This is a genomic window from Phreatobacter stygius (genome assembly GCF_005144885.1).
GTDB classification, from domain to species: domain Bacteria; phylum Pseudomonadota; class Alphaproteobacteria; order Rhizobiales; family Phreatobacteraceae; genus Phreatobacter; species Phreatobacter stygius.
The window spans coordinates 4,220,275-4,241,237 of sequence record NZ_CP039690.1 but is presented as its reverse complement, the minus strand read 5'-3'; the positions used below and the strand labels follow the sequence as shown (position 1 = coordinate 4,241,237).

The window sequence follows — 20,963 nt, the reverse complement described above, 5'->3', positions numbered from 1 at the left end:
CAGGACGGAGTTTCGGATGCACCCGGAGGTGTTGCCGCGGATGGCGATTTGCTGGTCGGCCTGATAAGCACGCGAGACGGGCGATCGGCAGCGCCCGCAAATGGCGGAGTGTCCTGATGGCCCCTGGTCGCGCCGGCGCGGCGACGGCGAGAACCCGTGCTAAGGCCGCGAAAGCGCGCCCTGACCCGCCGGGCCTCAGCCGCGAGCAAATCGTCGAGACCGCGCTCCGGTTGATTGACGAGGCCGGCCTCGACGGCTTCAGCCTGCGCGAGGTGGCTCGCCTGCTCGGCGTCTATCCGACCGCGCTCTATTGGCATTTGCCCGGCGGCCGCAACACGTTGCTGGCGGAGGCTGCGGCGGCAGCGCTCGGCGATGTCGCCCAGCCGTTCCGCACCGGCGACGACTGGGCCGAATGGATCCGCGGCCTGTTCCAGCGCTACCGCGACAATCTCAGGCGCCACCCCAATGTCGCGCCGCTGCTCGGCGCGCAGCTCGTCTCCAATGCCGGGGTCAATCCGCAACTGGTCGAGCAGGTTCTGGCGGCCCTGGAAGCCGCGGGTTTTGCCGGCGACAGACTTGTCGACGCCTATAACGCGGTCATCGCCGCCATGCTCGGTTATGTCACGCTCGAGCTCGCCCCCAAGCCGAGCGATGACCCGACCGGCTGGGCGAGCGCGTTCGAAGGCAAGATCCGTTCGCTGTCGCCCAGCGACTACCCGCGGCTGACCGGCAATCTCGACAGGCTCGCCAACCGCGCCTTCATCGTGCGCTGGCAAGGCGGCGTCGAGGTGCCGCTCACCTCAGGCTTCGATTTCTATGTCGAAGCCTTCATTGCCGGATTGCGTGCGCAGATCCCGGACTAGTCGTTCGGGCGCTTCCCGACCTCAGATCGGAACTTGGATCAGGAACGGCCCGGGACGCGCGAGGCTCGCCTTGAACAGATCGATCAGTTCCTCGAGCGTATCGGCGCGCGCGGCTTCCACGCCCATGCCCTCGGCAAGCTTGACCCAGTCGAGATCGGGCCGGCCGATGTCGAGCATGTCGAGCGCGATGCGGCCGGGATTGAGCGCGCCGACATTCCTCAGCTCGATATCGAGGCTCTGATAGGCGTTGTTGGCGAAGATGATGGTGGTGATGTTCAGGTTCTCGCGGGCATGGGTCCACAGTGCCTGCAACGTGTACATGCCGCTGCCGTCGGCCTGCAGCGCAACCACCCGGCGGTCGGGACAGGCCACCGCCGCGCCGGTGGCCATGGGCAGGCCAATGCCGATCGAACCGCCGGTCAAGGCCAGCCAGTCATGCGGCGGGCAGCCGGCGGTCTGGGCATAGGTGGTGCCGGCGGAGTTGATCGCCTCGTCGACGATGATGGCGTTTTCCGGCAGCAGCGCGCCGATGACGGCGCCAACCGTATCAGGCGTGATCGCACCGGTCGGCAGGGACGGCCGCCCGGCCTGCTGGATGACGGCGCCGCCGAGCGGCGCCTTGACCGCTTCGGCGAGCCGCGTCAGCGCGTCCTCGATATCGTCCTGCGGTTCGGCCAGCACATGCTCGGCGCAGCCCTCGGGCATGACCAGGCTCGGCGTGTCCGGATAGGCGAAGAAGGCGACCGGCGTCTTGGCGCCAACCAAGATGACATGGCGATAGCGCTCGAGCTGGGTCAGCGCCTGCTTGATCGGATAGAAGATCCGGCTGACCGGCGAGCGGCCGGCGCCGCGCTCGACCCGGCCGTTGGAGGTCGGCGCGATCAAATGGGCGCCGGTCGCCTGGCCGATGGCGCTGGCGATCTTCAGCGGGTTCGCCCGCAAGGCCCGGCCGCCGACCAAAAGCAGCACCGGCTCGCCGGAGCGCAGCGCCTCGACGGCCTCCAGCACGGCGCTGTCGGAAACCTTGGACCGGTCCGGGGCCTTGGCCACCGGGGCCGGGCCGTCGGCGAGGTTCCAGGCGGTATCGGCCGGCAGGATCAGGGTGGCGATCTGGCCTGGCGACGTCAGCGCGGCGGTGATCGCCTCGGCGCCGTCGCCGGCCACCGAACGGGCATCCATCGAGGTCTTGACCCAGCCCGACATCGGGCGAGCGACGCCTTCGACATCGGCGGTCAGCGGCGCGTCATATTGGCGGTGATGGGTGGCATGTTCGCCGACGATATTGACGATCGGCGTATTGGCCTTGCGGGCATTGTGCAGGTTGGCCAGCGCATTGCCGAGACCGGGGCCGAGATGCAGCAGCGTCGCAGCCGGCTTATCGGCCATCCGGCCATAACCATCGGCCGCGCCGGAGACGACGCCCTCGAACAGGGACAGCACGCAGCGCATGCCGCCGACGCGGTCGAGCGCGGCGACGAAATGCATCTCCGAGGTACCGGGGTTGGCGAAACAGGTATCGACCCCGCCCGCGATCAGCGTTCTCACCAGGCTCTCGGCGCCGTTCATGTCATCTCCTGCCGTCTGTTGTCGGTGCGCGCTCGCAAAGGCCGGGCTCGAACAGCCCGGCCCCCGCCGCGACTCACAAGGGGTCGCGAATGAGCGGCGAGGTGGAGCAATGAATGCCGCCGCCGCCGAGTGCAACCTTGTCATAGGCGACGACCCGGGTGGTGATGCCGGCTCGAGCGAATTTCTCCATGGTCCGCGGCGAGATGCCAACCGGCACGATGACATGGCCCGGGCGCACGGCAAGGCAGTTGATCACCCAGTTCTGATCATCGGGACAAACCTCGATCTGACGGATCTTCAACTCCTTCAGCTTCTCCAGGAACCAGAACGGCAGCAGCGTCGGGTTCACGAAGGCGGTGTCGCGGTCGATCATCACGAACATGCCGTCGATATGCAGGCGGTAGCCGGTGAGATGGACGCGCAGCAGCTCGACGCCTTGGGTGCGCAGCACCTCCTCGAGCTGGCGTGCGCCCTCCTCGTCGACCCGGCTCGACAGGCCGACAACCGCCACCTTGGGCGTGATGAAGGCAAAGCTGCCGCCTTCCATCAGCCCGGTGCCGGAAATGGTCCGGAGGATCGGCATGCCGAGCTTGGCCAGCGTCCGGCTGACCGGCAGTTCCTCGCCACGCCGGATCGGCGGCCCGAGGCGGGTGACGATGGCGCCGCCGTCGACGGCGATGACGCTGTCGCGGGTATAGACGGTCTTCATCTTGCCCGGCGCGCATTGGTCGACATAGACGACCTCGGCCCCCTCCTCGCGCAGCGCGGCCGAGAGAGCATCGTGCTGGGCCTGCTGGGCCGCCAGATCCGGGATCGTGTCACCACGCCAGTACCAGCCCTGCTCGGGATCGCCGAAGGCGCCGATGTCGGGCAGCCGCTTGTTGGCTTCGACAATGTTCAGTTCGGCGCCCGGACGGTGCATCAGCACCATGCGGATCTGGCCGACATCGTTGTTGCAGCCCCAGCGGCGGCCCCAGACGCCGACCTGTTCGGATTCGGTCTCGAAGGCCGGCTCGGCGCGCGAGGGGAAGGCCTTGATCAGCATGTTGTAGCGATATTCGGGTTCGGAAATGATCGACATGGATGTCTCTCCCTCAAGGGCGATATTCGGTGTGTGGCTGGTTATCGGGGGCTCACGGCGCGGCGGTCGGAATGGTCCATTCCAGGCCGCGGGCGGTTTCGACATATTCGGGCCAGCGGTAGTGAACCGGCGCCTGGAAATCCCCAGGCAGCAGCGGCGCCACCCATTTCGAGCCGCCGACGCCGCCGCCAGTGCGCTCGCGGAACTCGGCCTGGGCCTTGGCGAGCGACTGACCATCGGTCAAAAGGTCGAGAATGGTGGCGGCAATGACTTTGGCCGCGGTCAGCCACATCGGGTCGATGCAGGCAGGCACGCCGCCCATGGCGTAGCGGGTCCAGTCGGGATAGCGATAGCCGGGATTGGGCGCGCGCAAGGTCGGGCGGCCGACATAGAGGCGCACGGTCGGCGCATGCCACGTGTAGTCGACATAGTCGTCGGCTGCGAGATTGGTCTGCCAGGGCGGCAGTTGCTCGCGAAACGCCGTCTCGCCGTCCCAGGGGGCGGTGAGTTGCTGGATCTCCGGCGTGAACGGATCGGCCATCGGCGCAAGACCGAGGCCAGCCTGGATCTCGCGGCCGAAGGCCTTGGCCTCGTCGCCCCATTCGGGCGCGCCGATCGCCGCGAAATTGCGCCAGGCGACCTCGGCCATGGCGTGGTTGGCCAGGCCCGCCCGGGTGCGGGTGATCCAGGCGGCGGTCACCTTGCTGTGGGTCATGGCGGCGCAATGCTCGGCATTGCGGTCGAGCACCTCGAACACCCGCTCGCACATGTCGAGGGTGGGCGCGCGCAGCGAATACTGGATCTGGCCGAGGCCCGGCGCGATATTGTCGGCCGCCGCCTGGCCGGCATGCAGGATGAACTCGTTCAGGCTCCAGCTGCCATGGTGCGGCAGCATGGATTCCTTCATGTATTTCGACGAGGTGTACATCAGGCAGACGGCGTCGATGGCGCCCGGCGCGCGGGCCGCCGAATGGCTGTGGGTGACGCCGGTCACCGCCCCGGAATTCTGCCAGGTCTCCGGGTTCTCGCATTCGAAGGTGTAGATGCGGCTCCAGTAGGGCGCGCTGTGGGTGTCCCAGAAACAGCTGTTGGCGAGCCTCGGAAACGAGTGCGGGTGGAAGCTGATCGCCGCGTCCAGGTCGTCGTAATAGCCCTTGGCGGCATGGACCGGCTTCGAGCCGCACATCTTCTCGGCCGGCTCGCCGAGGAATTTCAGGCGGCCCTTGATGCCGCGCTGCTGCATCACCTGCTTGGCGGCGAGGAAACCGGTAAACGACCCCATGCCGAGCGCCGAATGGGGATCGGTATGGCCGGCGGCGTGGCGGTTCACGCCGACGCGCGGCTGGCGCCGCGGCACCGGATCCTGCGAGGTGCCGGGCACCGCGTCATATTCGGCATAACCGCCGATCGTCGGCCCCTCGCCGTTCGACCAGGTCGCGCAAAAGGCGGTCGGCATGCCGCCGGATCCGACCTCGACCTCGAAACCTTCGGCGCGCAGGCGTTCGACATACCAGGCCGCCGACTTGTACTCGCGCCAGGACGGCTCGTGGAAATCCCAGATGGTCATGTGGTCGCGGGACAGCCGCGGGCTGTTCTCGTCGATCCAGTCGAGGGCGAGAACCTTGTCGGGGCCGAAGGCGTCGCGTCGGGTCATGAAACTCGTTCCGTCTGGCGCGTGCGACCGCACGCATGTCTGGAAAGGGCGGGCGCGGAGCGTCCGCGTGGCTGGAAGAGGGGCGGACGCCTGGCGTCCTGATGTCGAGCGGCTCAGCGGGCGCGGCGCGCCCGGATCGCGATGTCGATGAACAGGAGGCCAAGCGTGATCAGCACCAGCACGGCGGCGACCGCCGCCATGGTCGGGTCGAGATGTTCGTTGATGCCGTCCCACATGCGGCGCGGCAGCGTGAAGACGCCGCGGCCGGCGATGAACAGCACGATCACCAGTTCGTCCCAGCTGTGAATGAAGGCGAAGATCACCCCGGAGATGACGCCCGGCAGGATGTTCGGAATGATCACCAGGCGCAGCGTCTGGGCCATGCTGGCGCCGAGATTGAGGGCTGCCTGTTCGAGCCTCGGGTCGAAACCGGCCAGCGCCGTCGACACGGTGATGACGACATAGGGAATGCCGGTCACCGCATGGGCGATGATCACGCCGGTATAGGTGTCGATCAGCCGGAGATCGATCCAGAACTGATAGATGCCGAGCGCATAGACGATGGTCGGCACCATGATCGGCATCAGCATGACCAGCCGGATGATGTTGCTGGCGCGGTTGCTCAGGCGCCAGCAGCCGATGGCGCAGAGCGTGCCGGCAACCGCCGCGATGGCGGTCGAGGCGACCGCGATGATCAGGCTGTGCAGGATGCTGGAGAGCCAGGCCTGGCTGGTGACGAGATTGCCGTAATATTGCAGCGACACGCCGTCCCGCGGCAGCGACAGATAGGGCCGGTCGGTCACCGACACCGCGAAGACGATCGATATCGGCAGGACCAGGAAGCAAATGATGGCCCAGGCCATCGAGCGGGTCATCAGCGAGGTCGAGCCGAAGCCGGAACTGGTCATGGCTCAGCCCGCCCCGAACAGTTTGCGCAGGTCGACGATGCGACTGAGCACCGCCAGCAAGCCGCCGATGACGATCAGCAGCGTGGCGGCCAGCATGGTGCCGACGCCCCAGCGGACGATCTCGAGGATCTGCACCTTGATATATTCGGCGATCATCAAGGTCTTGCCGCCGCCGAGAATGGCCGGCGTGACGAAGAAGCCGAGCGAGAAGATGAAGACCAGGATGCCGGCGCCGACGACGCCGGGCGTCGACAAAGGCAGGAACACCTTGCGGAAGGCGACGCCACGGGTGGCGCCGAGCCCGCGGGCGGCGGCGATGCAACGCTGATCGATGTCGCGCATATTGGCGTAGATCGGCAGGATGCCGAAGGGCAGCATGTAATGGACCATGCCGATCATCACGCCGGTCTCGTTCCAGATCAGGCTGAGCGGCGTGTCGATGAGGCCGGTCGAGATCAGCGTGTTGTTGATCAGGCCTTCGCGCCTGAGCAGCACGAACCAGGCGAAGGCGCGCACCAGCACCGAGATCCACAAGGGCACCAGCACGCCGAGGAACATCCAGCGCTGCACCCGCTCGCTCGAATGAACCAGCACGTAGGACACGACATAGGCCAGCACGAGGGTGATCAGCGTGGTGATGATGCTGATCCGCGCGGTGGTCATGAGCATGCGCTGGATCGAGGCGCTGGTCGCCAGCAGGGCGAAATTGTCGATGCCCGGCTGCGGCTCCGTGACGCTCATCCAGAGCACCCTGGAGATCGGGTAGAGATAGAACACCACCATCATGGCGAGAGCCGGCATGATCAGCAGCCAGTAGCGTCCGGTGGCGCTGAAATGCAGGCCGCGCGGCAGCGACGGCATCGGCCTAGCGGCAGGGGCGGTCATCGGTTTGATATCCAGGCATTCGGGCGTGGCGAGGCTTGATGGTGAGGCCTGGGCGGCGCGGCCCCGAAAGGACCACGCCGCCGGCGCGCCGGCTCAGGACGAGATGAAGTCGAGATAGGCCTGGAAGGTCTTCGAGTGGTTCTCGATGTACCAGGCGGCGTTGATCTTGGCCTGGACCGCCGCATTGGCGGGATCGGCCGGGTTCATCGCCCGCTGGGCTGCCGGCACCAGGGCCTGCGCCGCCGGGTTGGACGGACCGTTGCCCATGGCGGCCAGCAGCTTCACCTGGCCCTCGGGCTGCTGCATCGAGGCGATGGCGCGAAACGCCTCGGCGCCGGCCGGATTGCCCTTCGGCACGACCCAGAGGCCGGGCTGCAGCAGGCCGTCCTTGAAGGTGAAGGCGATGCGGTTATTGGTCTCGCCCTTCAGGATATTGGCGCGGGTGTGCCACAGCAGGCCCATGACGCATTCGCCGTCGCGCATCAGGCTCTGGCTCTCGGCGCCGCTGTTCCAGTACAGCACTTCCTTCTTGATCGTGGCGAGCTTGGCGAAGGCGCGTCGGGTGTCGAGCGGATAGAGTTTGTCGAGCGGCACGCCATCGGCGAGCAGGCACAGTTCGAGCATGGCCTGCGAGTCCTTGCGCATCATGCGCCGGCCCGGATATTTCTTCAGGTCGAAGAAATCGGCGAGCGTCGGCGTCTCCTTGACCTTGGCCGTGTCCCAGGCGAGCACCGACGAGAACATGTAGTTCACCACACCGTTCTCATAGGCGAATTCGGCCGGCACCTTGGTCTTGTCGACGATGCTGTAGTCGATCTTCTCAAGCGCATTGCGCGGCCCGAGCTCGGCGAGCGTGGTGATACCGCCATCGCAGATGTCCCAGGTGACGTTGCGCGACTGCACCATGGTCAGGATCTTGCCGTTCAGCGGGCCGCTGCCGTCGAGCACGATCCGGCCGCCCTGGGCTGCGAAAGGCTGCACATAGGCCTCATCGAAGGCCTTCATGGCGGCGCCGCCATAGTTGACCAGGACGACCTCCTTGCGCGCCTGGGCGAACGCGCTTGCCGAGCCGAGCACGGCCGGGGCCGTGATGAGGCCGGCACCGGCCTTGAGGAGGTTGCGCCTGGAGAGAGCGGAGATCGCGTTGTGTTTGGTCATGGCAAGGTTCCCGTCTGTTTGTCTTGGTTTTGATGCGATGCGTGATGTTCAGGCGTCGTCGACCAGCGTGCCGGCGCCGCGGTCCCAGCCAATGGTCACCGGCTGGCCGGCCGCCGGCGGCTCGCCGTATTTCCAGGTCGGGATCACCACCGCGATGGCGCCGAATTCCAGCGTGTCGACGACCAGGCGGAACTGCGACCCGAAATAGTTCCATTCCGAGACGATGCCCTTGAGGGCGTTGTCGTGCGGGCGACCACCGGTGGCGACCGTGATCTTCTCCGGCCGGAGCGCGATCACCACCTCCTGGCCGATCGGCGGGCGCTCGCCCGCGGCGCTCGCCTGGGCGATCCTGACGCCCTGGCGGGTCAGCACGAAGCCTTCCGCCGTGTGGGTTTCGACCGTGCCCCGGAGGAAATTGCTCTTGCCCAGGAAGTCGGCGACGAAGCTCGTTGCCGGCCGGTCATAGAGCGCGCCCGGCGCCCCCTGCTGGACCACCTTGCCGTCGCGCATGACGACGATCCGGTCCGACATGGACAGGGCTTCGTCCTGATCGTGGGTGACATAGATGAAGGTCAGGCCAACCCGTTTGTGCAGGCGCTTCAGTTCCTCCTGCAGCTCGGCCCTCAGCTTCTTGTCGAGGGCGCTCAAGGGTTCGTCGAGCAGCAGCAGGTGGGGCGTGAACACCATGGCGCGGGCGAGCGCCACACGCTGCTGCTGGCCACCGGAGAGCTGGCTTGGATAACGGTCGGCGCGCGAGGCCAATTGCACCAGGTCGAGCGCGGCATCGACCTTGTCCTTGATCTCGGCAACAGGCCTTTTGCGCACCTTCAAGGGGAAGGCGACATTGTCGTAGACCGACATGTGCGGGAACAGGGCGTAACCCTGGAACACCATGCCGAAATTGCGCCGCTCCGGCGGCAGGTGGGCGATGCTGCGCTGGTCGAGCAGGATGTCGCCGCGATCGGGTTGAACGAAGCCGGCGATCGACATCAGAAGCGTGGTCTTGCCCGAGCCGGATGGCCCGAGAAGGGTCAGAAACTCGCCGCGCTTGACCTCCAGGGATACGTTGTCGAGCGCGGTAAATCCTCCGTAGAACTTACTCAGGCTGTCGATATTTAAATCATGGCCAATCTGAACAGCCGACGTCACTCTATTTATACCCCGCTGTCGCCACTTTTAATTTGCCGCTATCTTGAAGCGCGCCCGCGGGACGCCCGCGAAACGCTCGATAGTCTTGTTCAATTTTGAAAAGTGTGACCGACGGCCTGGAGCGCAACAATCATCTAATTTGCACATGAATGGTGTTTTTTTTGAACGATTGGCGGGGCCGGGCGGAGCAAATATTGCCCGACGGCTTATGGCCGGGACCAACGCAAAGCGCCCGACCGCGACAGCCGAACCTCGAGGGTTCGGGTCGCGATCGGGCGCTTCCGGATAGTCCAGGTCGGCCGACGGGCGCCCGCCGGCCGCTGAGATCAGGAGGCGAGCGCGGCCTCGAGGATATCGAGCCCCTCGTCGACCACCGTGTCCTCCGCGGTCAGCGGCGTCAGAATGCGGATGGTATTGGCATTGGTGCCGCAGGACAGCAGGATCAAGCCGTTCTCATGGGCGAACTGAACGACACGCCGGGTCGCCTCGGCGTCGGGTTCGGCGCCGCCACGATCCCTAACGATGTCGAAAGCGACCATGGCGCCAAGTCCCCGGATGTCGGCGATCGGCATCAGGCCGTTGCGCATGCGCAGGCTTTCGAGCCGCGTCTTGAGCCGCGCGCCGAGCGCCACCGCCCGATCGAGCAGCTTCTCTTCGGCGAAGATGTCGAGCACCGCCAGCGCCGCGGCACAGGCCAGCGGATTGCCGGCATAGGTACCGCCGAGACCGCCCGGGTCGGCCGCGTCCATGATCGCCGCGCGGCCGATGACACCGGACAGGGGAAAGCCGCCGGCCAGGCTCTTGGCGACGCAGATCAGATCCGGCGTGACGTCGTAATGCTCCATGGCGAACATCTTGGCGGTGCGGCCGAACCCGGTCTGCACCTCGTCGGCCACCAGCACGATGCCGTTCTCGTCGCACAGCCGGCGCAGCGCCCGCATCAGTTCCGGCGGCGCCTGGTGGAATCCGCCCTCGCCCTGGACCGGCTCGATGATGATGGCGGCGACCCGGGACGGATCGACATCGGCCTTGAAGATATAGCCGAGATATTTGAGCGAATCCTCGACGCTGACGCCGAATTGCGGCACCGGGAACGGCACGTGCCAGACATCGGGCAGCGAGGGGCCAAGGCCTTTCTTGTAGGGCACCACCTTGCCGGTCATGGCCGAGGCCATGATGGTGCGGCCGTGGAAGGCGCCGGTGAAGGCGATGACGCCCGAGCGGCCGGTGGCGGCGCGGGCGATCTTGACGGCGTTTTCGGTCGCCTCGGCCCCGGTGGTGAAGAAGGCCGTCTTCAACGGTCCCTGGATCGGCGCCAGCGCGTTCAGCCGCTCGGCCAGCGCGATATAGGGTTCGTACATCAGCACCTGAAAACAGGTGTGGGTGAAGCGCTGCATCTGCTCGCTGACCGCCGCCAGGATCTTCGGGTGGCAATGGCCGGTATTGAGCACGGCGATGCCGCCGGCGAAATCGACATAGCGCTTGCCTTCGACGTCCCAGACCTCGGCATTGCGCGCGCGCTGGGCCGAGATCGGCGTGACATGGCTGACGCCGCGGATCACGGCATCCTGGCGACGGGACAGCAGTTCGGCATTGGTCGGCATGGGATATCCATTTCAGGCGATGGGCTTGAAACGCTAGGTGCCGCTTCGGCGCCGGACAATCAGCTTATTCGGCACGCATTGGTGCATCAGATGCACCGGTCGCCGCGCCGCCCTGGAGCGCCTCTTTCAGCCAGCGGCGCAACAGCACCAGCTCCGGATCGGCCCAGCGCCTGGCCGCCGCGACGAAATAATAGCCGCCGAGACTGACCGCATGGGGGCTGAGATCGACCAGCCGGCCCGAGGCGAGATCGTCCTCCACCAGCAGCGTATTGGCGAGCGCGACACCCTGCCCCTGGCGCGCCGCCTCGATGGTCAGGTGGGCATGCCAGAGGCGCGGCCCGCGCAGGATCGGCAGGTCGGTGACCCCGGCATATTCGAACCATTGCTCCCAATAGAGCGTCGAGGCTTCGTGAATCAGCGGCAGCTTGAGGAAGTCGGATGCCTGGGTGACCGCCGGAAACCGCGAGCGGAAGGCAGGGCTCGCCACCGCGTGGACACCGGGAGCTGCGATCAGCTCGGTCCTGACATTGGGATGGGTGATCAGCATGTTCATGTGAATCACCTCGGCATCGGCCTCGCCGCGGGCGAAATCCGGGCGCGACAGGGTCGGCTGCAGCAGGATGTCGTAATTCGGCAGGCGGCTCTGCAACAGCGGCAAGCGGGCGAGCAGACGCTGATTGGCGATGCCGGGAATGCACCAGATCGTCAGGCTGCGCCGGCTCGACGGGCGGATGTCCTCATTGGCCTGGCGCATGATGTCGAAGGCGCGGCTGATCTGGGCATGGAAGGCTTCGCCCGCGGTGGTCAGCAGCAGGCCCCGACCATGAGCCTCGACCAGCGCGACATTGAGATCGAGCTGAAGGTTGCGAATATGCCGGGAGACGACCGTCGGGCTGACCGCCAGCTCATCGCTTGCCGCCTTGATGCTGCCGGTGCGGCCGACGGCCTCGAAAGCTCTCAGCGCATTGAGCGATGGAAGGCGCATCGACCTGCGGGCTCCTGACAAGACGACCTCTGGCCGCATGACCTAGCCCGATTTTCGCGCGCCGGCCATGGCCTGCATGACCGCGCAGTCCCGGGACGGCTCGGCATGGCAGGACGCCGGCGCTTTTCGGCACCCCACCGCGTCATGAAATTGAGACATTGGATCTGCTAGCCAATGATTTTGATCGGTGGTTGGTGGATTTGATACCGCGCATGACGGCTGACAGGTCGATCGTCAGGGTGTTGTTCGTTCTCTCGGTTGCGCAGGTGATCGGCTGGGGAACGGTCGGCCTTCCCGCCATTGTCGGCCGGCACATGGCCGCCGACCTGCACATGGACCTGGCCGCGGTCTTCGGCGGCAGTTCGATCCTCTACGTGACCATGGGGTTATGCGCGCCGCTCCTGGCCAGGGCCTTCGCCCGGTTCGGAGCCCGCCTGGTGATGATGGCGGGGACGCTTGCCGCAGTGCCGGGCTTCGTCCTGTTGGCGCTGGCTCATGAGCCGATCGCCTATTTCAGCGCCTGGGCGATCCTTGGCGTGGCGGGCAGCGCGACCCTGTCCACGGCCGCCTATATCATGCTCAACGAGATCGCCGGCCAGAAGGCGAAGGGCGCGATTGGCGGCCTCATGCTGGTCACGGGATTGTCGAGCAGCATCTTCTGGCCGCTCACCTCGGTTCTTTCAGACATCGCCGGCTGGCGCGCAACCTGCCTCGTCTTTGCCGGCCTGATGGCTCTGGTCTGCCTGCCGTTCTACGCTTTCGGCTTGCCGCGCCGGGCAGCACCGGCAGGCAGCGGCGGGGCCGCGCCAAGCCCGGCTGCCGAGGCTGCCCGGCCGGTGAGACGCGGCACGTTCTACCTGATGGTCTCGGCGATCGCCTTGAACAGCTTCGTCACCTTCGGCTTTGCCGCCGTGATGATCGAACTTCTCAAGGCCGCGGGTCTCCCGCCGGTCGAGGCCATTGCCTTCGGCTCGGCCTTGGGCGTCATCCAGGTCAGCGCCCGCGCCATCGACTTCCTTGGCGGCGGACGCTGGGACGGGGTCACCACCGGACTGATGGCTGGATTGGCGCTTCCCGCCGCCATGGTGCTCTTGCTGGCGGGAGGCGGAGCCTATTGGTCGATCGCGGCCTTCATTATCCTCTATGGACTGGGCAGTGGCGCTCTCGCCGTCGCGCGCGCGACCATACCCTTGGTGTTCTACGACCAGGCGGCCTATGCGAAAGCTTCCTCGCACATCGCCTTGCCGCTGAACCTGATGTCCGCGCTCGCGCCACCGGTCCTCGTGGGTCTGCTGACGCGTTCCGGCACCCAGGCGCTGCTCGGCCTTGCCATCGCATGCTCATGCGGCGCCTGGCTCATCCTGTTTCTGCTCGCCCGCCGCCGCCCGGCATCCGACGCTGTTGCCACGGGCTGACAAGCCTTGCAGGCTAGGCGCTGATCGAAGCGCCGCGTCTTGACCGCGCTGCGCGACAGGAGAAGACGGTGTTGTTGCCACACTTTGAAACGGATCGTCTTCTGGTCTGGCCTCGCTCGATGCGGGATTTCGAGGCTTGCCTGGCCATGGATCGGGATCCGGCGGTGACGAAATATGTCGCGGGGCCCTGGAACGACGCCGCGCAGCACGAGCGCTTCCTGCGCGAGCGGATCGAGACGTCGTACGATGCCGGCCTGGGATATTGGTCGATCTTCGCCAGGCAGCAACCCGAGCAGTTTCTCGGGTGGATCCTCCTCGTCCCTTACGACGGGGTCGGGCCGGAGATCGAGATCGGCTGGCGGCTGAACCGGCACGCATGGGGCAAGGGTTATGCAACCGAGGCGGCCCGCCCGATCGTCGACCATGCGTTCCGAACGGTCGGGCTCGGCCGGATCGTCGCCGACATCGACCCGGGCAATTCGGCCTCGATCCACGTCGCCGAAAAGATCGGGTTGAAATTCACCGGTGACGGCAAACACGACGGCCTTGCCTGCAAATGCTACGCGCTGACGAGGGACGATTTCAGCGCAGCGGATGCGCAAGAGCCCGGACGATCGCCATCGTGATGACCGGGTGCCTGTTCGCCGCACCCCCGTACGGACGATAAAAAAGACCGCAGCATGGCGCGCTTGACCCTCCACCTGGTGGAGCCTGTAGGACGTCGCCATGACCGAAAAACTGCACACGATCGGCGAGCTTTCCAAGCTCAGCGGCCTGTCCGTCCGGCGGATCCGCTTCTATTCCGACAAGGGCCTGCTGCCGCCGGCGACCAGGACCTTCAGCAATTATCGGATCTATTCCGAAACCGACGTCGCACGGCTCGACCTGATCCGGACATTAAGAGATGCCGGCGTCAGCCTCGACATCATCCGGAAGATCCTGTCGCGGCGGCTTTCGCTGGCCGATGTCCTGACCATGCGGCTTCAGGCGCTGGAGGCCGAAATCGCCGCGCAGCGCCGTGTCGCCGCCGTGCTACGGGCGACGCTGCGTGCACCCCATCCCAGCCCATCCGACCTCAGGAGGTTATGGACCGTGACGACCCTTTCCAACGCCCAATTCCGCACCATGATCGAGCGCTTCTACGACCAGGTCGCCGAAGGCGCCCGCATGGACGACGACTGGAAACGGCAGATGATCGCCGCCGGCACGCCGGAACTGCCTGACGACCCGACATCCGAACAGATCGACGCCTGGACCGAGCTGACGGCGATCATCACCGACCAAAACTTCATCGCCGAGATGCGCACCGAGGCCGCCGGCTTCTGGAACGACGAATTCGATCCGGCAGCCTATGCCGAGGCGGCGAACCGGATCATGGCCAAGGTGCGGAAGGCGATCGAAGACGGCGTGCAGCCCTCGTCTTCGACCGGCCTCGCGATCGCGCGGGACTGGCTCGAAAGTTCGGCCAAGGCGATGAAGCGCGTGCCGGACGCGAGCTTCCTGGAATGGCACCGCGCGCAATATCGCAAGCACCATTCCCGCTCCACCCGCTATCAGGAACTGCTCGCCATCCTGCGGGGCGACGCCCGCAACCCATCCGGGGCGGAGTGGTCCTGGATCAACGAGGCCATGAAGCCGCTGCTGGCTGACGCGGTCTGACCGGTCGAACGGCGGGGAGCAGCGCCCTGCCGAAGGCCGGCCAAGCGCGCGCCCCGACGGCCTCAGGCCGCGCCGCGATCCATGCGATAGGCGCTGGGGTCGATATCGGTCGGCCGGCCGGACAGAAGGTCAGCCATCAACCGGCCAGAGCCGCAGGCCATGGTCCAGCCGAGCGTGCCGTGGCCGGTGTTCAGATGGAGATTGGCATAACGCGTGCCGCCGATGATCGGCGTGCCATCCGGCGTCATCGGCCTGAGGCCGGTCCAGAACTTGGCGCCCTCGATCTTGCCGCCGCGCGGGAACAGGTCGCCGACCGAATGTTCCAGCGTCGCACGCCGGCCGGCATGCAGCGTCAGGTCATAACCGCCGAGCTCAGCCGTGCCGCCGACCCGGATGCGGTCGCCGAGCCGGGTGATCGCGACCTTGTAGGTCTCGTCCATGACGGTCGAGACCGGCGCCGCCTCGGCCTCGGTGACCGGCAGGGTGAGCGAATAGCCCTTGACCGGATAGACCGGGATGCCAATGCCGAGCGGCCGCAACATCAGCGGCGAATAGCTGCCGAGCGCGAGGATGTAGTTGTCGCCCGTGATCAAACCCGCGCTGGTCTCGACGCCGGTAATGCGGGCGCCATCGGCGGCGAGCCGGTCGATGCGGATATCCTGGCGGAATGTGACGCCGAGCGCGGCGGCCTTGGCGGCCAGCGCCTGCGTGAACATGTGGCAGTCGCCGGTCTCGTCATGCGGCAGGCGCAGGCCACCGGCGAATTTTTCCTGGACCAGCCCGAGCGCCGGTTCAGCCGCCACGCAACCGGCGCGGTCCAGGAGCTCGTGGCCGACGCCGAACTCCTTGAGCACCGCGATATCACCACCGGTGCCGTCGAGATCCTTTTGCGTGCGGAACAGCTGCAGCGTGCCTTGGCTCCGGTGGTCATAGGTTATGCCGGTCTCGGCGCGCAGCGCCATCAGGCAGTCGCGGCTATATTCGGCGAGCGCGACCATGCGGCCCTTGTTGAGCCGATAGCGCGCCGCCGTGCAATTGCCGAGCATGCGCAGCATCCAGATCCACATGGCCGGATCGAGCTTCGGCCGGACCACCAGCGGCCCGTATTTCATGGTCAGCCATTTCACCGCCTTGGCCGGCACGCCGGGTCCGGCCCAGGGCGAGGAATAACCGGGCGAGACCTCGCCGGCATTGGCGAAGCTGGTTTCCAGCGCCACGCCGGGCTGCCGGTCGACGACCACCACCTCGTGGCCAGCCCGTGCCAGGTAATAGGCGCTGGTGACCCCGATCACGCCACTGCCGAGAATGACCGTCTTCATATCGTGTCTCTGATTGCCAGCCGATGCCCCTGATGCGCCGGACAATATGAGTTGAAGCGTCGAATGTGCTTGATATCGGCAACGGTTTGTTCGAATTCATTGACCTTGACGCAATGATATTCGACGATCCGGCAGATCATGTCACACGCCCTCGATGCCACCGATCACCGCATCATCCTGCTCCTGCGCGCCGACGGACGGATGACCAATGCCGACCTGGCCGCGGCCGTCGGGCTCTCGGCCTCGGCCTGTCTCCGGCGGGTCAAGATGCTGGAGACGAGCGGCATCATCAGCGGCTACACGGCGCTGATCGATCAGCGCCTGTCGGAGAACATGGCCGTGGTGATCGCCCATATCACGCTGGAGCGGCAGACCGAGGATTATCTCGCCCGGTTCGAGGCGGCGATCCGCAAATGCCCCGAGGTGCGCAAATGCGACCTGATGACCGGCGCGTCTGACTATCTCGTGCGGGTCGAGATCACCCATGCCGCTGACTATGAGCGGGTGCACAAGGATGTGCTGTCGCGCCTGCCGGGTGTCTCGCGCATCCAGTCGAGCTTCGCCATTCGCAGCGTGATCTGAAATCCGCGCTATCGGTCAGCCGAGCCGCACGACATGGCCTTCACGGGGATCGCCGCCATTGCCGTTGAGCGCGGCGATCACGGCCTGCGCCGCCGCGAAGCTCCCGGCCTCGACCAGCGTCAGCCAGGGATGAGCTTTGTCGGAGATCCGGGCGATAAAGCGTTGCTGCGCTGCGTTGAAGCGCTCGTTGACCACCGCCGGGCCCCAGTCGGCATTGCGCTTCTTGATCTGCACCGGGGCGAAATAGAATTGCGGCGCCGGCCCCGGCAGATCCTGGTCCCTGAGGAATTCGGTATTGGCGGCCGAACCGGCATAACAGTCATAGACCAGCGCTGGACCGAGATGATGGTGGATGCGGCTCCTGAGCGTTACGTCGCCGGAGAAATCGACATAGAGCGTCGGGACGGCGGTATCGAGCTTCGCGATGTCGTCGTAGCGGGCAACCGCATCGTAGCAGCCAAGGCTCTGCACGAAGCCTTCGTTGCGCGCCGAGGTCAGGCCCAGACGTTCGATGCCCCGGCCCTCACCGCTCGCCAGGCAGAAGGCCGTGCCATAGGCGGTCTTGCTCGAAGCGCTTGATATGACCAGGCGCCGGGCACCAAAAAAACCGCTGTCCTCGAGAAAATCGACCAGCATGAAGGAGGTGATGAACAAGGGCCGGATCAGCGCCTGGTAACTTTCCAAGGCCACGGCATGGACCGGGTCCTGGCTGCAGCGGCCATATTGATTATAGGCCGAGGTCAGCGCCTTGCGGTGCGCGCTGCCGTCATAAAAGCCGCGACTGGTGACCCGCTCGGCCTGCATGCGGACATGGCTGGCGATCGGGTAATAGCCGTAGAAGCGTTCGCCGACATCGACCCCCTCGACGCCGGAGGACAGCACCTCGGCGAACCCCCAGGCCGGCATGTGGCCCCAGTCCGCCCGGCCGGTCGGGAAGAACCCCCAATAGCCCATGGCATCACCAAAAGCGGCATAGGTGATGTTGTTGGTGGTCAGCGCCAGGCGGTCGATCTCGAGCACGACTTCCCCCGGGGCGGCGGCGGCGCTTTCTTCGCGCGTGGCGATCAGCGAGCGGCCGAGGTCCTGCTTGTCGGTCAACAGAAGCGTGACGGTCAGGCGGTCGGTCATGCTAGCCTCCAGGCGCTGGTTGCGGGTCGTGATGGAACCTAGCAATTCGCCGCTGCGCTTGAGTTCGGTTTCCAGATGTCGCGCCACCAAGAGCCAAAAGCCCTGCCGAAACCGCTGAAACGGCCGTCACAGGCGCGCGCCAAATTCACCGTGCAGGCGCTCTACGACGCCTTTGTTCGGATTTGGCGGCGCGATGGCCCAAAGGCTGCCAATACCAAGGCGGTGGCGGCCGAAGCCGGCTTCGCCGTCGGCACGGTCTATGACTATTTCCCGAACCGGGAGGCGCTGTTCTCAGGCTATGTCCGCCACAGCCTGGAACTCTTGCTCGCCCGCATCGACGCGCAGGTGATCGCCGCCGGTGGCCTTGCCTGGGACGAGCGCCTCGCCCGGCTCGTCCGCATCACCGCCTGCGTCGATCGCGACGCCGCCTATTTCGACGCGGCCATGCTGGCGCGGGAGCATGAGGTCGCCGAGCCGAAACATCATCGCCGGTTCTTCGACGAACTGACCGCCAAATGGACCGAGGCCGTCAGGTCCTGGTCCGATCTCACGCCGCAGCCGCCGGATCTGACCATCCGCGCGCTCTGCGTCGCCACCTGGGGGGCGCGGCGTTACGTGCTGCTGGTCGGCCCACCCGCCGAGGCGCTCGGCGACTGGGTCACCGAACTGGAGCGCGTCGCCCGGCAGGCCCTGCGAACACCACCCGATTAGAGGCGCTGGCCGCCGCTCGCGTCGATGCTCTGGCCGGTCACCCAGGCGCCATCGGCGGATGCAAGGAAACCGACGACGCCGGCAACGTCCTCGGGCTGGCCAACCCGGCCGAGCGCAATGGTGCGGGCGATTTCGACGCTGGTCGCGGGATCGCGCGCGCCCGGGTTCATGTCGGTGGCGGTCGCGCCCGGCAGCACCGCGTTGACGGTGATGCCGCGTGCGCCCAGTTCGACCGCGAGCAGGCGGGTCAGGGCTTCGAGGCCGGCCTTGGCCGGCGCATAGGCCGCCATTTCCGGATAGGCCGCGCGGGTGCCCATCGACGACAGGTTGATGATCCGGCCGCCGTCGCGCAGATGCGGCAGCAAGGTCCGGATCAGGAAGAACGGCGCCTTCAGGTTGACCGTCAGGATCCGGTCGAAATCGGCCTCGCTGACATCGGCGATCCGGGCCCGCCGGCCGATGCCGGCATTGTTGACCAGGATGTCGAACCCGGGGCCGCCGAAACGTGCGGTCAATTGGCGGCCGAAGGTTTCCGCGAGCCCGGCCGGACCGTCGGGACTGCCGAGGTCCGCCTGCACCGCGAAAGCCGAGCCGCCAGCCGCGGCAATGGCCGCCACCGTTGCCGCCGCTTCGGTTTCGCCAGACTTGTAGTGGACGGCCACCGCCACGCCGTCACGGGCAAGCCTGAGCGCAATGGCGCGTCCGATGCCGCGGCTCGCGCCGGTCACCAGCGCAACGGGTTTGATCGGGCGGGTCATGGGCTCAGCGTGACCAGGCCTGGCTCGCTTCGAGCGCCCGCGCGCGTTCGATCAGCGCCTTGCGGTCGATCTTGTTGGTGCCGGCCCAGGGCAGGTCGGCGAGGAACTCGACCCGCCGCGGATGCTGGTAGGCCGGCCCGTTGTCGATGGTGAAACGCTTGATCTCGTCGACCGCGATCGCGCCCTCGGTCCGCCGCACGATGAAAGCGACCGGCACCTGACCACGCTCCTCGTCGGGCAGCGGCACGACCGCCGCCTGCTGCACCTGCGGATGGCGTTCGAGCAGCTTCTCGACCTCGCCCGGATAGATGTTCTCGCCCGAGCAGACGAACATGTCGTCGGCTCGCCCGACGAAATAATAGAAGCCGTTCTCGTCGCGCCGGAATACGTCGCCGGAGCGATACCAGCCGGTCTCCAGGACCTTGGCGCTCTGCGCCGGCAGGTTGAGATAGCCTGGCGTCACCGCGGGATTGCGCATCAGCAGCACGCCCTCGTCGTCATTGGCACCGTCAACCAGGCGGACCTCGCCGCCAACCAGGGGATAACCGACCGCAAGCGGCGGCTGGGCAAGACCGTCAGGGTGCGGACCGAACACCGCCGGGCCGGCCTCGGTGGTGCCGAAGCCATTGGTCACCGGGATGCCGGGGAAGGCCGCGCGGATGCGCTCGATCAGGCCGAGCGTCAGCGGCGCCGAGCCGAGGCGGATGCGCTTGAGACGTGAGAAGTCGCGGCCGGCCAGCGCCTTTTCGTCCTTGACGACACGCGCCAGCATGGTCGGCACCGCCATCACATTGGTCACCTGATAGCGCTCCAACGCGTCGATATAGGAGGGTGTGTCGAAGCCCGGCAGGTAGACCACCGAACTGTTGGTGGCGAAGACGCTCTTCGACTGGAACAGGCCGTTCATGTGGAACAGGGGTTGCGCGATGATCGAGCGGTCGATCTCCGGCACGGTTGCCGCGGTCAGCGTCGCCAAGGCCCAGAGCTGGCCTGAATGGCTGAGCGGCACACCCTTGGGGCGGCCGGTGGAACCGGAGGTATAGAGGATCTGGCCGATCTCGTCGGGACCAGCCGGCACCGTTTCGAAGGCGCCGGGCACGACACGGGCGGCAAAGCCCTCCGGGCCGGCCTCGTCGAAATCGACCACCGGCACGGCAGCCGGCACGAGATGCCGGCGCGGCGCGTCGGTGAAGGCGAAAACGATGCGCGAATCCTCGAAGATGTAGTCGATGGTCTCGCGCGGCAGCTTGGTATTGACCGGCACGGCAACGAAGCCGGCGCGCATGATGCCGAAATAGCTGATGATATATTCGGCCCGGTTGAGCGCCAGGATCGCGACGGCGGCGCCGCGCGGCAGGCCGGCCTCGGTCAGCAGCCGGGCAACGCCATTGGCATGGGCATCGATTTGGCGGTGGGTCCATTGGCGCGGTGCGTGCTGATCCCCGAGGTCGATCACCGCGACCCGGTCGAGATCGCGTGAACGGTCGATGAGATCCCCGAGATTGATCCAGCGTGACATGGTGGCGAAGTCCTTGGCT

At 66.3% G+C, this 20,963-nt stretch carries 19 protein-coding genes; 6 read left to right on the top strand and 13 right to left on the bottom strand.

Features of this window, described 5'->3' with window-relative positions; genetic code table 11:
* The first annotated feature begins 116 nt into the window (after positions 1-116).
* On the top strand, positions 117-863 hold the full coding sequence (locus E8M01_RS19920) for a TetR/AcrR family transcriptional regulator (protein WP_136961726.1): 747 nt from the start codon (positions 117-119) through the stop codon (positions 861-863).
* Positions 864-884: 21 nt separating this feature from the next.
* On the opposite strand, the gene E8M01_RS19915 is transcribed toward E8M01_RS19920, so the two are convergent.
* The 9 genes from E8M01_RS19915 to E8M01_RS19875 form a co-directional block, all read right to left on the bottom strand.
* Entirely contained in the window at positions 885-2,429 is a 1,545-nt protein-coding gene (locus E8M01_RS19915; RefSeq protein WP_136961725.1) for an acetolactate synthase large subunit, read from the bottom strand.
* A gap of 73 nt (positions 2,430-2,502) precedes the next feature.
* Positions 2,503-3,510: a dimethylarginine dimethylaminohydrolase family protein gene (locus E8M01_RS19910; protein ID WP_136961724.1), complete on the bottom strand. Its 1,008-nt coding sequence runs from the start codon at positions 3,508-3,510 to the stop codon at positions 2,503-2,505.
* Between the two features lie 52 nt (positions 3,511-3,562).
* Complete coding sequence (locus E8M01_RS19905; RefSeq protein ID WP_136961723.1) at positions 3,563-5,164, bottom strand: zinc-binding metallopeptidase family protein; 1,602 nt, start codon at positions 5,162-5,164, stop codon at positions 3,563-3,565.
* A gap of 113 nt (positions 5,165-5,277) precedes the next feature.
* Positions 5,278-6,072 (bottom strand): ABC transporter permease, encoded by a 795-nt coding sequence (locus E8M01_RS19900; RefSeq protein WP_136961722.1) that lies wholly within the window; start codon positions 6,070-6,072, stop codon positions 5,278-5,280.
* A 3-nt stretch (positions 6,073-6,075) separates the two neighbouring features.
* On the bottom strand, positions 6,076-6,957 hold the full coding sequence (locus E8M01_RS19895) for an ABC transporter permease (RefSeq protein ID WP_215908772.1): 882 nt from the start codon (positions 6,955-6,957) through the stop codon (positions 6,076-6,078).
* A 93-nt stretch (positions 6,958-7,050) separates the two neighbouring features.
* Entirely contained in the window at positions 7,051-8,115 is a 1,065-nt protein-coding gene (locus E8M01_RS19890) for an ABC transporter substrate-binding protein (protein WP_136961721.1), read from the bottom strand.
* Positions 8,116-8,163: 48 nt separating this feature from the next.
* On the bottom strand, positions 8,164-9,264 hold the full coding sequence (locus E8M01_RS19885; protein ID WP_136961720.1) for an ABC transporter ATP-binding protein: 1,101 nt from the start codon (positions 9,262-9,264) through the stop codon (positions 8,164-8,166).
* Between the two features lie 326 nt (positions 9,265-9,590).
* On the bottom strand, positions 9,591-10,868 hold the full coding sequence (gene gabT / locus E8M01_RS19880; protein WP_136961719.1) for a 4-aminobutyrate--2-oxoglutarate transaminase: 1,278 nt from the start codon (positions 10,866-10,868) through the stop codon (positions 9,591-9,593).
* A 64-nt stretch (positions 10,869-10,932) separates the two neighbouring features.
* Positions 10,933-11,853 (bottom strand): LysR substrate-binding domain-containing protein, encoded by a 921-nt coding sequence (locus E8M01_RS19875; protein WP_136961718.1) that lies wholly within the window; start codon positions 11,851-11,853, stop codon positions 10,933-10,935.
* A gap of 212 nt (positions 11,854-12,065) precedes the next feature.
* Between E8M01_RS19875 and E8M01_RS19870 the strand changes: the two genes are divergently transcribed.
* The 3 genes from E8M01_RS19870 to E8M01_RS19860 all read left to right on the top strand — a co-directional run bounded on the left by E8M01_RS19870 (position 12,066) and on the right by E8M01_RS19860 (position 14,927).
* Positions 12,066-13,268, top strand: a complete 1,203-nt coding sequence (locus tag E8M01_RS19870; protein WP_136961717.1) for an MFS transporter — start codon at positions 12,066-12,068, stop codon at positions 13,266-13,268.
* Positions 13,269-13,336: 68 nt separating this feature from the next.
* Positions 13,337-13,894, top strand: coding sequence for a GNAT family N-acetyltransferase (locus E8M01_RS19865; protein ID WP_246088368.1), 558 nt, complete (start codon positions 13,337-13,339; stop codon positions 13,892-13,894).
* Between the two features lie 100 nt (positions 13,895-13,994).
* The gene (locus E8M01_RS19860) at positions 13,995-14,927 is read left to right on the top strand and encodes a helix-turn-helix domain-containing protein (RefSeq protein ID WP_136961716.1); all 933 of its coding nucleotides are present in this window, start codon (positions 13,995-13,997) and stop codon (positions 14,925-14,927) included.
* A gap of 62 nt (positions 14,928-14,989) precedes the next feature.
* Here E8M01_RS19860 and E8M01_RS19855 read toward each other — a convergent pair whose 3' ends face one another.
* Positions 14,990-16,246: a D-amino acid dehydrogenase gene (locus tag E8M01_RS19855; RefSeq protein ID WP_136961715.1), complete on the bottom strand. Its 1,257-nt coding sequence runs from the start codon at positions 16,244-16,246 to the stop codon at positions 14,990-14,992.
* Positions 16,247-16,384: 138 nt separating this feature from the next.
* On the opposite strand from E8M01_RS19855, the gene E8M01_RS19850 reads away from it, so the two are divergent.
* The gene (locus E8M01_RS19850) at positions 16,385-16,828 is read left to right on the top strand and encodes an Lrp/AsnC family transcriptional regulator (RefSeq protein WP_136961714.1); all 444 of its coding nucleotides are present in this window, start codon (positions 16,385-16,387) and stop codon (positions 16,826-16,828) included.
* A 15-nt stretch (positions 16,829-16,843) separates the two neighbouring features.
* Here E8M01_RS19850 and E8M01_RS19845 read toward each other — a convergent pair whose 3' ends face one another.
* Positions 16,844-17,956, bottom strand: a complete 1,113-nt coding sequence (locus E8M01_RS19845; protein WP_136961713.1) for a DUF2855 family protein — start codon at positions 17,954-17,956, stop codon at positions 16,844-16,846.
* Between the two features lie 75 nt (positions 17,957-18,031).
* On the opposite strand from E8M01_RS19845, the gene E8M01_RS19840 reads away from it, so the two are divergent.
* The gene (locus E8M01_RS19840; RefSeq protein WP_136961712.1) at positions 18,032-18,667 is read left to right on the top strand and encodes a TetR/AcrR family transcriptional regulator; all 636 of its coding nucleotides are present in this window, start codon (positions 18,032-18,034) and stop codon (positions 18,665-18,667) included.
* Here the strand turns inward: E8M01_RS19840 and E8M01_RS19835 are convergent.
* Positions 18,664-19,425 carry an SDR family oxidoreductase gene (locus E8M01_RS19835; protein WP_136961711.1) on the bottom strand — a complete coding sequence of 254 codons (762 nt, stop codon included), beginning with the start codon at positions 19,423-19,425 and terminating at the stop codon, positions 18,664-18,666. The genes E8M01_RS19840 and E8M01_RS19835 overlap by 4 nt on opposite strands.
* A 4-nt stretch (positions 19,426-19,429) precedes the next feature.
* On the bottom strand, positions 19,430-20,944 hold the full coding sequence (locus E8M01_RS19830; protein ID WP_136961710.1) for a class I adenylate-forming enzyme family protein: 1,515 nt from the start codon (positions 20,942-20,944) through the stop codon (positions 19,430-19,432).
* Positions 20,945-20,963: the final 19 nt, after the last annotated feature.